This is a genomic window from Rhizobium sp. WYCCWR10014, from assembly GCF_001657485.1.
In the GTDB taxonomy this organism is placed as follows: domain Bacteria; phylum Pseudomonadota; class Alphaproteobacteria; order Rhizobiales; family Rhizobiaceae; genus Rhizobium.
The window spans coordinates 123,085-135,325 of record NZ_LXFU01000051.1; the positions used below are offsets into that span (position 1 = coordinate 123,085).

Consider the following 12,241-nt stretch of genomic DNA (forward strand, 5'->3'; position numbering starts at 1 on the left):
GCATAGGGCGCTAGATGAGGCCAGCAAGCCGGCCTCAGATCATCCGGATGAAATGATCCGGCCCCATTTCGATTATGTCGTCCTGCGGCACGGCCGAACGGCGGCGGATATCCTCCACCTCGTCGGGCCTCAGCCGGGCCTTCGGGTCGTCGAAGCGGACATCCGGATCGGGTACGGCCGAGAGCAGCAGACGGGTATAGGGATGCAGCGGATTGTCGATCACCTTGGCAACGCTGCCCCATTCGACGATCTGGCCGGCATACATCACGGCGATGTCCTCGGCGACATAACGGGCGGTGGCGATATCATGGGTGATGTAGAGCAGGCCGAGATTCCTCTCCTGCTTCATCTCGTTCAACAGGTTCAGCACGCCGAGGCGCACCGAGACGTCGAGCATCGAGGTCGGTTCGTCGGCGACGATCACCTCCGGCTTGACGGCCAAGGCGCGAGCGATGTTGACGCGCTGGCGCTGGCCGCCGGAGAGTTCGTGCGGATATTTCGGCGCGACGAGATCGGGATCGAGCCTGACGCGCTGCAGCAGTTCGCGGATCGCGGCGTCGATCTCGGCCCCCTTGATCTCCGGGCGGTGCAGCTTCAGCGGCCGCCGGAGATGATGGGCGATGGTGTGGGCAGGGTTCAGCGAGGCGAAGGGGTCCTGGAAGATCATCTGCACCGAGCGGCGGTAGCGGGCGATCTCAGCGGATTTCGCCGCCTCGACAGGCCGGCCCTTGTAGAGGATCCGGCCGGATGTCGGCAGATATTCGCGCATCGCCATGCGGGCGCAGGTGGTCTTGCCGCTGCCGGATTCGCCAACGAGCGCCAGCGCCCGGCCGGCATGCAGCGAAAACGAGATGGCGCGCGCCGCATGCACGGCCCCGGAACCATAGCCGAAGGTCTTCGTCACCTGGTCGAGCGCGAGTATGGCGTCTGTCATAAGAGCACTCCTCCGTGCAGCGAGGGGAAAGAGGCCCAGAGCTTCTTCGTGTAGTCGTGCTTGGGCGTTCGGTAGATCGCTTCGGCCGTGTTCTGCTCCACCAGCTGGCCAGATAGCATGATGCCGATGCGGTCGCAGAATTGCACCATCAGCCCGAGATCATGGGTGATGAACAGCACGGAAAAGCCGAAGCTGCGGCGCAATTCATTGATGCGCTGCAGGATTTCGCGCTGGACGACGACGTCGAGCGCCGTCGTCGGCTCGTCCATGACGACGAGCTTCGGATCGAGCGCCATGCAGATGGCGATGACGATGCGCTGGCGCATGCCGCCGGAAAACTGGTGCGGATAGTCGCGCATGCGATCCGGCGCGATGTCGACGAGCGTCAGCATTTCGGCGGTGCGCTCGCGGGCTGCAGCACGGCTCATGTTCTTGTGAGTGCGCAGCATGTCGTAGAATTGCGTTTCGATGCGCAGCACCGGGTTCAGCGAGTTCATGGCGCTCTGAAAGACCATGGCGACCTCACGCCAGCGGAATGCGCTGAGCGCCTGCCGGTCGAGGCCGAGCACGTCGCGGCCGTCGAGCAGGATGCGGCTTTCCTTGCGGATCAGCGCCGGCGGCTTGTGCAGGCGGCTGATGGCAAAAGCGATGGTGCTCTTGCCGCAACCGGATTCGCCGGCCAAGCCGAAAACCTCGCCGGGCGCGACATCGAAACTGACATCCTCGACGGCGCGGAAATCCTTCTCCTCGCCGATATAGTCGATGGTGAGGTTTCTCACCGAAAGCAGCGGCTGCGTCACAGGCGGCCCTCCCCGGAGCGGACGAGCAGGGACCAGCGCTTCAGATGATTGCCGGTGCGCAGCCGTGGGTTGGCGATTTCGTCGACAGCGAAGTTCAGCAATGACATGCCGATGCCGAGGAAGGCGAGTGCGAAGCAGGGGGTGAGAATATCCCACCAGGCGCCGACCGAAAGGGCCGAGGCCTTCTGCGCATTGTAGAGCATGGTCCCCCACGAGATCGCTCTCGGATCGCCGAGGCCGAGGAATTCCAGCGTCGCCTCGGTGATGATCGCGAAGATGACGCTGCCGATGAAATTGATGCCGACGATTGAAATCACGTTGGGAAAGATCTCGAATGTCATGATGCGCCATTGCGGCTCACCCATCATCTCGGCCGATTTGACGAAATCCTTCTGCTTGACGGAGAGCGTTTCGGCGCGGGTGACGCGTGCGCCCCAGGCCCAGGAGGTGGCGCCGAGGATGAGGGCGATGACGAGGGGGCTTGCCTGGCCGATGAAGGCGGCAAGCACGAGCAGCAGCGGCAGGTTTGGAACGACCAGGACCATATTGGTGAAGAAGCTGATGATCTCGTCGGTCTTGCCGCCGCGATAGCCGGAGATGATGCCGAGTGCGGTGCCGACCAGCGTGATCAGCAGGCCGGCGCCAAAGCCGACGGCAAGCGAGGTGCGGGCACCGTAGATCAGCCGGGCAAAGACATCCTGGCCGATGCGCGTGGTGCCGAGAATATGGTCGAGTGACGGAGCCTGGTGCGGCCGCCCGGTGCGGGCGGCGGGATCGTACTGCGTCAGCAGGGGCGCTGCGATCGCAACGAGGACGATGAAGGCGATGATGACGAGGCCGACCAGCGCCTTGCGGTTTCGAAGCAGGGTCTTCATCTCACGCTCCCTTCAGCCGCGGGTCGAGCAGCACATAGCTGACGTCGACGATAAAATTGGCGATCAGCATGGTCGCGGTCATGATGAGGAGCTGGCCCTGGATGACGGGGTAATCGCGGGCGAGGATCGCCTGGTAGAGAATGTTGCCGAGGCCGGGATAGTTATAGACGACCTCCGTCACCAGCGAGCCGCCGAGGATGGTGCCGATGGCGATGGCAAGGCTGGAGACGGTTGGCAGCAGGGCGTTGCGCGCCGCGTACCAGAGCATCACATGCCGATCCGAAAGGCCCTTGGCGCGGGCCATGACGATATAGTCCTCGCCGAGCAGGTTGATCATGTTGTTGCGCATGGTGACGGTGAAACCGCCGATCAGCACGGTGCAGAGCGTCACCATCGGCAGGACGCCGTGATAAGCGAGGCTGCCGATATATTGCAGGCTGAAGGCCGGATCGAGCGATGGGTCGGCGGCATAGCCGTTCGGAAACCAGCCGAGCGTGAAGCCGAAGATGAAGAGCACGATCAGCGAGGTAACGACGGCCGGCACCGAGGTGGCAAAGATTGCGCCGACGGAGACGATGACATCGAACTTGCTGCCGCGGCGCCAGGCGGCGACGATGCCGAGGAAGGTGCCGAGCGCGAAGCTCACGATCGTCGCCGTGCCCATCAGGCCGACGGTCCAGACGAGGGCATGGCCGAGCACCGAGGTGACCGGCAGCGGAAAATATTTGATCGAGCGGCCGAGATCGCCGGTGAAGATGCTGCCGAGATAAGTGAGGTACTGCTGCCAGAGCGGACCGTCGACGAAGCCGAAGGTGAGCTTCAGCGCCTGCAGGCTTTCCGGTGGCAATTCGGTGCCGGCACTCGAAAACATGATCTGCACGGGATCGCCCGGCATCAGACGAGGCAGGAAGAAATTGATTGTCGCTGCCGCGATAAAGGCTGCCATGTAGAAGACGAGGCGGCGAAGCAGGAAAGCCATGAGGACTCCGTCGTGACGGAGCGGCGCTTTACGCCGCTCCCGAGGATTGCGATGCTTACTTGACCGGCTCGAGAGCGAGCAGGTTCAGCAGGCGTGCCGGATTGGTCCGCGAGATCGACGGATTGACGAAGGGGGTTTCCTTGGTCGACCAGCCGGTGAAGCGCTTGGTGTTGTACTGATACCAGTTCGGATTGTTGAACACCGGAATCATCGGCAGGTTTTCGGCGACGATGCGCTGCGCCTTGTTCATCGCGTCCTTCTGCTTGGCAAGGTCGGCGGTATGGGTGAACTCGGTGACGAGTTTCTCGACCTCCGGGTTGAACCAGCGCTGCGCGGTGAAACGGGTCTTGCCCTTGTCCGAAGCGCTGAAAGCGCGCTTGTAGGGATAGTAGGGCGAAGCCGATGCCGGCAGGCTGTTGATCGCCGCATCGAAGGTGCCGTTGATGAGGTTGCCTGTCCAGACGGCTTCTTCAGGCGTTTCGATCTTGGCGTCGATACCGACCGCCTGCATGCCTTCGACGGCGAGGTTGACGGTGTCGATCCAGTCGGTCCAGGCGCTGGGGACGATGATCGAGAAGGAGATCTTGGTGCCGTCGGGATTGTCGCGGAAGCCGTCACCGTCCTTGTCCTTGTAGCCCGCCTCGTCGAGCAGGGCCTTGGCGGCATCGGCATCATAGATGGCGAACTTGCCGAAGTCGGCTTTGACGGACGGGTCCGACCAGCTCTTGTAAAGCTCGCCCATCAGGCCGGGGTCTTCGTTCAGCGTCGGATAGCCGTAGCCGGCGACGTCGATCATCGTCTTGCGGTCGAGCGCCATCGAGACGGCACGGCGGAACTTCAGGTCGTTGAAGGCCTTCTTGTTGTTCTCGTTCGCCGTTTCCAGGTTGAACAGGAAGGCGACCATGCTGCTCGGCGAATACCAGTAGTGGAAATGCTCCGGATCCTTTGAAACATAGACATTGTCGATATCGGGAATGAAGGAGACGCCCCAGTCGAGCGTGCCGTCGGCCGTTGCGGTCAGCATCTGGTTGTTGTCGGCAAGCTGCGGGAAGCGCATGCAATCGACCTTCAGGTGCTCGTTGTCCCAGTAGTTCGGGTTGCGGCACTGGTCGTAGGTCTGACCGGTGAAGCGCGGCACTTCCGTTAGCGGGCCGCTTCCAACAGGCGTTTCGTTTGCGAAAGTGACCGGATCGGCAACGTCCTTCCAGACATGTTCCGGAACGATCGGCAGTTGCGAGATCTGTTCGGCGGCAAGCGAGCTCGGATTGGCGAGCGTGAAGCGCACCGTCTGGCCGTCGACTGCCTGCACATCGGTGATGAAGGTCCAGATGCTGACGAAGTCGAGCGCCGGGAACTTCTTCAGGTAATCATAGGTGAACTTGACGTCGGCTGCGGTCAGCGGCTTGCCGTCCGACCATTTCAGGTTCGGGCGCAGCTTGAAATCGATGCTCTTCAGATCGTCGGAGAGTTTGAAGCTTTCGGCCAGGCGATAGACCGGCTTGTTGCTGTCGAAGCGATTGAAGACGACCAGCGGCTCGTAGATGAAGTCGAGTGTCGACTGGCGCGACGAGGTCTGGTTGAACGGGTTGAAGTTGCGAACCCAGGTCGTCGCCGGTTCGATATTCACTGTGAGGACCGTCTGCGCCATGGCAGAACCCGAAAGCAGTGTTAGTGCGGCGGCGGCAAGAAGATATTTTTTCATATTTCATTCCCCTTTTCTTATGCGGTGAGAGATGACGTGCCGGTCAGGAGACCAGCGCGCTTGCAAACATGTCTTCGACTTGCGCATGGGCGGCGCGGACATCGATCTTGAGATAGCCGAGGCGGGCCTTGCCGGCAGCGATCCGCTGCAGGGCAGCTTCCGTCAGCGGGCAGGCGGCCTTGGCGGCGGCTTCGCTTTCCTTGACGTCGCCGTGGCTGTGGAGCGCGATGTCGAAGCCAGCGTCGAGCACCTGTTTGACGCGCTCCGGCAAGGTGCCGGAGAGCGACTCCATGAAGATGCAGTCGGAAATCAGCACGCCGTCATAACCCATGTCCTTGCGGATCACGTCGTGCATGATCGGCGAGACCGATGCCGGCAGCTCCGCGTCATAGGCCGAGTAGACGACATGGGCGACCATGGCCCAGGGCGTATCCTTCAGCGCCACGAAGGGCTTGAAATCGGTGGCGGTGAGCGTCTCGCGGCTGGCATTGACGACCGGACGCTCCTTGTGGGAATCGAGCGTCGCACGGCCATGGCCGGGAATGTGCTTGATCACAGGCATGTTGCCGGTCTCGAGCAGGCCATCGACCACCTCGCGGCCGAGGGCCGCGATGACATCGGGATCAGGGCCGAAGGAGCGGGCGCCGATGACCGCGCTCGTCGTCTCGAAGACGAGGTCGAGAACGGGCGAGCAGCCGCTCGAAAGGCCGAGTTCCGTCATCATCGCGCCCATGGCCTGGGAGGAAAGGCGCAGTGCTTTTTTGCCGAGATCGAAATCGCGGCGCGCAAGTTCGGCAAACTGGCCGAAACTGCGGAAGAGCGGCCAGGGGCCGGCATCGAGATGCTGAACGCGGCCGCCTTCCTGGTCGGTGAAGATAGGCGCGTCGTCGCGGCCGACGGCTTCGCGGAAACGCTCGATCAGACGCCTCGTCTGCTCCGGCTCGCGCTGATTGCGCCGGCCGACGAAGAGGCCGAGCGGATTGGTTTCGCGAAAGAGGGCGAATTCATCATCCGAAATAGTGGGATTCGGAAGGCCGACGAAAAGGGCGAGCGGGGTCGAGGACAATTCTGTAGCTCCGGTATCAGATGGTCATTTCGGCGTGCTTCTCAGCATGCCTTCGTAGATGCCCTTGTCGGGGGCGGGGATGACGATTGCGCCTGCGGTCTTGGCGTAGAAATCGACCGGGCCGGCATCGCCGATGAGGGCATAGGCGTGGCCGAGCGTCTTCATGGTCTGAAGGCAGGCGGAAAAGAGGGCGAGCCCGATGCCCTTGCCGCGGGCATCGGGATCGACGCCGGTCGGGCCGAAGAAGCCGCGGGCTGTCGTGTCATAGCAGGCAAAGCCCAGCAGCTTGCCGCCGTCGACGGCGATCAGGCAGGCAACGGGCTGCCGGGAGAAGGCGACCGTGACTTCGCTTGCCCAGTTCTCGCTGAAGTGTTCGCGAACCCAGCTGACGATGAAATGCAGTTCCGGGGGGAGGGCCGGACGGATGGAGACGCCGACATCGTCGGCTTTGCGTTTCAGGTCGGCGAGCTCAGTGGAATATAGGCTCACAAGCAGGTCTGGCACCTGTTACTCCTCCAGTTATTCCTTTATTGCGGAACATATCCCCTTTTAGTGTCATAGACTTGGCCATCTAACCGGGCTTGTCAACAAGGTTTTTCAAACCACCAAAGGCGCGACCCGCCGCTGTCCCCAGGGTTTCAACGCAAAGTAGGTGCCATACGCAAAAACGGCCCGGGAAGGCCGGGCCGTTTCGATTGGCGGAATATTGGTGGAACGAGCGCCTATTCGCCATCTTTCCAAAGCGCATGAAAATGCTGCACCGGGCCGTGCCCGGAGCCGACGGTGAGTTGTCCGGCAGCTGCGACCGCGCCGGCAAGGTAATCCTTTGCGATGGCGACGGCCTCTTGCGCCGAGGCGCCCTTGGCGAGTTCGGCTGCCAACGCGCTGGAGAGCGTGCAGCCGGTGCCGTGGGTGTTCTTGGTCGGCACGCGCCTGGCTTCAAACCAGTGCAGGCCGTCGGCCGTGGCAAGCACGTCAGGGCTCTCGTCGCTGTCGAGATGGCCGCCCTTGACCAGTACCGCGGCCGGGCCAAGCGCGCGCAGGCGCTCGGCCTGTTCCGCCATCTCAGCACGGATGGTCGCGACCGGCTGATGCAGCAGGGCGGCGGCTTCCGGCAGGTTCGGGGTCAGCAGTGTGGCAAGCGGCAGCAGCCGATGGGTCAGCACGTCGACCGCTTCGGGCGCCAGCAGGGCGGCTCCGCCCTTGGCGATCATGACAGGGTCGATAACGATCGGAATGTCGCGGTGGGCAGCCAGCGCACCGGCAACGGCGTCGGCGATGCCGGCATTGGCGATCATACCGATCTTGACGGCGTCGACGCGGACATCGGCAAAGACGGCATTGATCTGATCGGCGACGAATTGCGGCGGCACCAGATGCAGGCCGCTGACGCCTTGCGTGTTCTGCGCGGTCAGCGCGGTCAGCACCGCCATGCCGTAGACGCCGCGGGCGGAAAAGGCTTTGAGATCGGCCTGGATGCCGGCGCCGCCGGAGGGATCAGAGCCGGCGATCGAAAGAACGTTGCGGATCATGCGCGGACCTTTCGAATTTCTGCCGCGATGCGGCGCGTAGCCGCTTCGGGGTCCGACGTGCCGCAGATGGCGGAGACGACGGCAAGCCCACTGGCGCCTGCGGCAAACACTTGGGCGACATGATCCGCCTTGAGCCCGCCGATTGCGACCGATGGCACGGGCGAGGCCTTTACCAGCCTTGCAAGTCCGTCAAAACCGATCGGCTGTTTGTGATCGGCCTTGGTCGGTGTCGCAAACACCGGCCCGACGCCGGTGTAATCGACGAGATCAGGATCGACGGCGGTAGCAAGCGCCTCGCTCTCCACCGATAGGCCGAGGATCATCTCGGGGCCGATCATCGTTCGCGCTCTCACCGCATCCATGTCTTCCTGGCCGATATGCAGGCCGTTGGCGCCGATGGCGATTGCCGCCTCGACGTCATCGTTGACAATGAGGAGGGCGCCGGTCCCGTCCAGCGCCTGTTTCAGGGCGCGGCCGGTCTCGATCATCCTGATGGTGCCGGCGTGCTTGTCGCGCAGCTGCACCATGGTCGCGCCGCCGGCCACGGCAAGGCGCGCGGTTTCGACCATGCCGATCCCGGCGCAGAGATCGGGGTCGAGGACGAGATAGAGCGAAAGGTCGAAAGCCTTCATGCGGCTGATATCCTTGCCCTGGCGTCAAGCGTTTCGGCGTCGAGCGCGGTCAGCGCATCGAGGAAGCGCCAGGAGAAGGAGCCGGGGCCGGCCGCCCCAAGTGCTGCCTCCTCGCCGGCGATGGCGAAGGTTGAAAGTGCTGCGACCGTCGCGCCGAAGGTATCTTCGGGTGCCGTAGCGGCAAAGGCACCGACGAGGCAGGTGAGCGAGCAGCCGAGTGCTGTGACCTGAGGCATCAAGGCCGATCCGCCTTCGATGCGCACGGCCCGCTCGCCGTCGGTAACGAAATCCACCGCACCGGTAACGGCGACCACCGCCAGCTGCCGCTCAGCCAGCCATCGTGCCGAACCTTCCGCCTGCTCGACCGGATCGCGGCTGTCGACGCCCTGGCCGCGGCTCTCACCACCGGCAAGCGCGATGATCTCGGAGGCGTTGCCGCGGATGATCGTGGGCTTGAGGGCGAGCAGTTCGGCGACCGCATTGCGGCGGAAAGCCGTCGCATAATGGGCGACGGGATCGAGCACCCAGGGCTTTCCAGCTGATGTCGCCGCCTTCGCAGCCGCCTGCATGCCATCGATCCATTGCGTCGACAGCGTGCCGATATTGATTGTCACAGCACTGGCGATCGCGGCGAATTCGCCGGCTTCTTCGGCGGCATGCACCATGGCCGGCGAGGCGCCGGCGGCAAGCAGAACATTTGCGGCGATATTCATGGCGACGTAATTGGTGATGCACTGAACGAGCGGCGGCTTTTCACGCATTGCCTTCAGCATCGCTCCTGGTGTGGTCTTGGTCTGCATGTGGCCCCTTTCAGGCGGGGGCGGGCACGGGGCGGTTCGTGCGGGCGATGCCGCGACCCCGAGCGACTCCCTCCGCCGGCATTATCCGGTTCAGGTTCGAAGGGTGCTTCTCAGCCCATCTGTCGACGGGCGCCCCTGTCTCTCATCGCGCTCTTTTTCGCAGAGAACGAGGCGCCTGTCACCCCGAAAATGACAAGTGCTCGACCTACGCGCCGCCGCGTCTCTTTTACGAAAGGCGGGCTTCCCTGCCGCGATAGACCTCCGGATCGGGGATCGGAACCGCGGCGATCAGCGCACGGGTGTAGTCATCCCTCGGGTTCTCGAAGATATCCCGACGTGTGCCGGTTTCGATGATGCGGCCGGCGCGCATGACGGCGACGTTGTGGGACATGCGCTCGACCACCGCCATGTCGTGGGAGATGAACAGATAGGCGAGCCCCATCGTTTCCTGCAGTTCGAGCAGCAGGTCGAGCACCCGGGCGCGGACGGAGACGTCAAGCGCTGCGACGCTTTCGTCGGCGACGATCAGCTTGGGCTCCAGCGCCAGCGCCCGGGCGATGCAGATGCGCTGGCGCTGGCCGCCTGAAAATTCGTGTGGATAGCGCGTCGCCGCATCAGGCGTCAGGCCGACCCGGCGCAGCAGTTCGGCGACGCGGTCCTGCCGTTCACTGTGGTTGCCGATGCCGTGGATGACCATCGGTTCGCCGATCGCCTTGCCGACGGCCATGCGCGGGTCGAGCGAGGCATAGGGATCCTGGAAGATCATCTGCGCCGAGCGGCGCACGGGCCGCATCTCGCGCTGGCTGAGGCCGGCAATATTGCGGCCGTCGATCAGGACGTTGCCCTCGAAGGGGATGAGACCGAGCACGGCCTTGCCGGTCGTCGATTTGCCGGAACCGCTTTCGCCGACAAGGCCGAGCGTTTCACCCGGCAGGATATCGAAGGAAACGTCGTCGACGGCTGCGACCGGCGGCTTGCCCTTGAAAAACCGGCTTGCGGCATTGCCATAGGTGACGGTGAGGTCGCGCACGTTCAGGACAGGCGTGCGGTCCGGATGCAGCGTCTCGACGGCGCGCTGTGTGATGCGCGGTGGACGGTCGGTGCCTGCAAGCGCGCCGAGCCGCGGGACGGCGGCCAGCAGTTGCTGCGTATAGGCCTCCTTCGGCCGCTGGAAGATGGCGAGCGTCGTTCCTTGCTCGACGATCCTGCCGTTCTGCATGATGACGACGCGGTCGGCCATTTCGGCGACGACGCCCATGTCGTGGGTGATGAGGATGATCGAGGCGCCGAATTCGCGCTTCAACTCGCGCATCAGCCTGAGGATCTGCGCCTGTACGGTGACGTCGAGTGCGGTCGTCGGTTCGTCGGCGATCAGCACCTTCGGCCGGCAGGAGAGCGCCATGGCGATCATCACCCGTTGCCTCATGCCGCCGGAAAGCTCATGCGGATATTGCTTCAGCCGTCGGGCCGGGTCGGTGATCTGCACGGCGTCGAGCATCTTCAGCGCCACCGCCTCGGCATTCTCGCTGCCCTGGTGCGCGCGGATTGCTTCGGTCAGCTGGTTGCCGACCGACATGACCGGGTTGAGCGAGGTCATCGGCTCCTGGAACACCATGGCGATATCGCCGCCGCGCACGCTGCGCATCGCCCGGTCGGAAAGCTTAAGCAGGTCGCGCTCGCCAAGCAGCACGCTGCCTGAGGCGACCCGCAGCGAGGCTTTCGGCAAGAGCCCCATGATCGACAGCGAGGTGACCGACTTGCCGGAGCCGGATTCGCCGGCGATGCAGAGCGTTTCGCCGCCTGCAAGCTCGAAGCTGACATCCTGGAGAACGGGCTTCCGGCCTTCGGGGGTGCGGGCATCGACGCTCAGATTGCGAAGGCTGAGCACCGGTGCCGCGGCGGGCATGGCTTCGTTCACGCGAACACGATCCTCGGGAAATAGAAGGAAACCACCCAGTTCGGCTGGTCGACGATCTCGCTGATCCGGAGATCGCCGCAAACCGAGCAGAGCAGATAGGCATCGACGGCGCTCATGCCGTGTTCGGCGCCGAGAAGATCGATCATGCGCATGACGCTTTCGCGTGCTCCGGTCATCAGGTCAGGGCCGATGCCGGTCGTCACCTCGTAGCCGGCGCCGTCGAGATGGCGGGTCACCGGTTCGGTCGTGGTGAAGCGCGGCGTCTGCAGCTTGGCGTCCTTGACGAGCTCAATCGTCGCTTCGACGTTCATCTGGCTTTCGATCGCCGTGCCGCAGACTTCGCCATCGCCCTGGGCAGCATGGGTATCACCGATCGAAAACAGCGCGCCGTCGACCTCGACGGGCAGATAGAGCGTCACCCCCGCCGTCAGGTCGCGGATGTCCATGTTGCCGCCGACGCGACGCGGGGGAACGACGGAATGGGTGCCGGGCTCGGCGGGTGCAACGCCGATCGTGCCGGCGAAGGGCTTCAGCGGCACGCGGCCGCCCGGGCCGTAAAGGGCGGGCACCATGGTGTTGGCATCGTAAGACCAGACGTGCAGTGCCGGATCCGTGAACTGGTCGGCAAGCAGGCCGAAGCCTGGAATATTGGCGGTCCAGCCGACGCCCGACGGAATGAACTTGCGCAGCGTCACCTTCAGCGCATCGCCGGGCTTGGCACCTTCGATATAAACCGGGCCGGAGACCGGGTTGATCTTGCCGAAATCGAGCGCGTTCAGCGTTTCCAGCGTCGCGTTGCTTCCGAGTTGGCCACCCGATGAATCCATGCATTCGAAGTGGATCGTCTCGCCGGGCTTGGCGACGACGGCGGGGACGAAATCCTTGTTCCAGCCGAAATTATGCTGGGCGCGGTGAATGGTGTGGGTGCAGGCGATGCACATGTCGTGTCTCCCTCGATTTTATGACGCCTTCCCGGCTGGGACCGGGAAGGCATTGTTCTTCA

The 12,241-nt window shown here is 63.6% G+C and carries 12 protein-coding genes and 1 riboswitch; all 12 genes read right to left on the reverse strand.

The window, feature by feature from the left end; genetic code table 11:
- Nucleotides 1–34: 34 nt before the first annotated feature.
- Nucleotides 35–934, reverse strand: coding sequence for an ATP-binding cassette domain-containing protein (locus A6U98_RS30580; protein ID WP_064654779.1), 900 nt, complete (start codon nt 932–934; stop codon nt 35–37).
- Nucleotides 931–1,734, reverse strand: coding sequence for an ABC transporter ATP-binding protein (locus A6U98_RS30585; RefSeq protein ID WP_064654781.1), 804 nt, complete (start codon nt 1,732–1,734; stop codon nt 931–933). The genes A6U98_RS30580 and A6U98_RS30585 overlap by 4 nt, the downstream gene beginning before the upstream one ends.
- A complete protein-coding gene (locus A6U98_RS30590; protein WP_064654783.1) occupies nt 1,731–2,609 on the reverse strand; it encodes an ABC transporter permease in 879 nt (292 codons plus the stop codon). Before A6U98_RS30590 ends, A6U98_RS30585 begins: the two co-directional genes overlap by 4 nt.
- 1 nt (nt 2,610) lies before the next feature.
- Nucleotides 2,611–3,588 (reverse strand): ABC transporter permease, encoded by a 978-nt coding sequence (locus tag A6U98_RS30595; RefSeq protein WP_003553819.1) that lies wholly within the window; start codon nt 3,586–3,588, stop codon nt 2,611–2,613.
- A gap of 55 nt (nt 3,589–3,643) precedes the next feature.
- Nucleotides 3,644–5,290, reverse strand: a complete 1,647-nt coding sequence (locus A6U98_RS30600; protein ID WP_064654785.1) for an ABC transporter substrate-binding protein — start codon at nt 5,288–5,290, stop codon at nt 3,644–3,646.
- Between the two features lie 43 nt (nt 5,291–5,333).
- Complete coding sequence (locus A6U98_RS30605) at nt 5,334–6,356, reverse strand: glycoside hydrolase family 3 N-terminal domain-containing protein (protein WP_064654787.1); 1,023 nt, start codon at nt 6,354–6,356, stop codon at nt 5,334–5,336.
- Nucleotides 6,357–6,380: 24 nt separating this feature from the next.
- On the reverse strand, nt 6,381–6,860 hold the full coding sequence (locus A6U98_RS30610; protein WP_064654789.1) for a GNAT family N-acetyltransferase: 480 nt from the start codon (nt 6,858–6,860) through the stop codon (nt 6,381–6,383).
- A 218-nt stretch (nt 6,861–7,078) separates the two neighbouring features.
- Nucleotides 7,079–7,888, reverse strand: a complete 810-nt coding sequence (gene thiD, locus A6U98_RS30615; protein WP_064654791.1) for a bifunctional hydroxymethylpyrimidine kinase/phosphomethylpyrimidine kinase — start codon at nt 7,886–7,888, stop codon at nt 7,079–7,081.
- Complete coding sequence (gene thiE, locus A6U98_RS30620) at nt 7,885–8,520, reverse strand: thiamine phosphate synthase (RefSeq protein WP_064654793.1); 636 nt, start codon at nt 8,518–8,520, stop codon at nt 7,885–7,887. The genes thiD and thiE overlap by 4 nt, the downstream gene beginning before the upstream one ends.
- The gene (gene thiM / locus A6U98_RS30625) at nt 8,517–9,320 is read right to left on the reverse strand and encodes a hydroxyethylthiazole kinase (protein ID WP_064654795.1); all 804 of its coding nucleotides are present in this window, start codon (nt 9,318–9,320) and stop codon (nt 8,517–8,519) included. The genes thiE and thiM overlap by 4 nt, the downstream gene beginning before the upstream one ends.
- Before the next feature lie 50 nt (nt 9,321–9,370).
- A riboswitch (TPP riboswitch) is annotated at nt 9,371–9,467 on the reverse strand.
- 79 nt (nt 9,468–9,546) lie between these two features.
- A complete protein-coding gene (locus A6U98_RS30630) occupies nt 9,547–11,238 on the reverse strand; it encodes an ABC transporter ATP-binding protein (RefSeq protein WP_064654797.1) in 1,692 nt (563 codons plus the stop codon).
- Nucleotides 11,235–12,179 (reverse strand): acetamidase/formamidase family protein, encoded by a 945-nt coding sequence (locus A6U98_RS30635; protein ID WP_064654799.1) that lies wholly within the window; start codon nt 12,177–12,179, stop codon nt 11,235–11,237. The genes A6U98_RS30630 and A6U98_RS30635 overlap by 4 nt, the downstream gene beginning before the upstream one ends.
- Nucleotides 12,180–12,241: the final 62 nt, after the last annotated feature.

Coding starts and splice junctions, on each gene's coding strand:
- A6U98_RS30600 (WP_064654785.1), bottom strand. CDS start 5,290: ATGAAAAAATATCTTCTTGCCGCCGCCGCACTAACACTGCTTTCGGGT.
- A6U98_RS30590 (WP_064654783.1), bottom strand. CDS start 2,609: ATGAAGACCCTGCTTCGAAACCGCAAGGCGCTGGTCGGCCTCGTCATC.
- thiM (WP_064654795.1), bottom strand. CDS start 9,320: ATGCAGACCAAGACCACACCAGGAGCGATGCTGAAGGCAATGCGTGAA.
- A6U98_RS30595 (WP_003553819.1), bottom strand. CDS start 3,588: ATGGCTTTCCTGCTTCGCCGCCTCGTCTTCTACATGGCAGCCTTTATC.
- thiD (WP_064654791.1), bottom strand. CDS start 7,888: ATGATCCGCAACGTTCTTTCGATCGCCGGCTCTGATCCCTCCGGCGGC.
- thiE (WP_064654793.1), bottom strand. CDS start 8,520: ATGAAGGCTTTCGACCTTTCGCTCTATCTCGTCCTCGACCCCGATCTC.
- A6U98_RS30635 (WP_064654799.1), bottom strand. CDS start 12,179: ATGTGCATCGCCTGCACCCACACCATTCACCGCGCCCAGCATAATTTC.
- A6U98_RS30580 (WP_064654779.1), bottom strand. CDS start 934: ATGACAGACGCCATACTCGCGCTCGACCAGGTGACGAAGACCTTCGGC.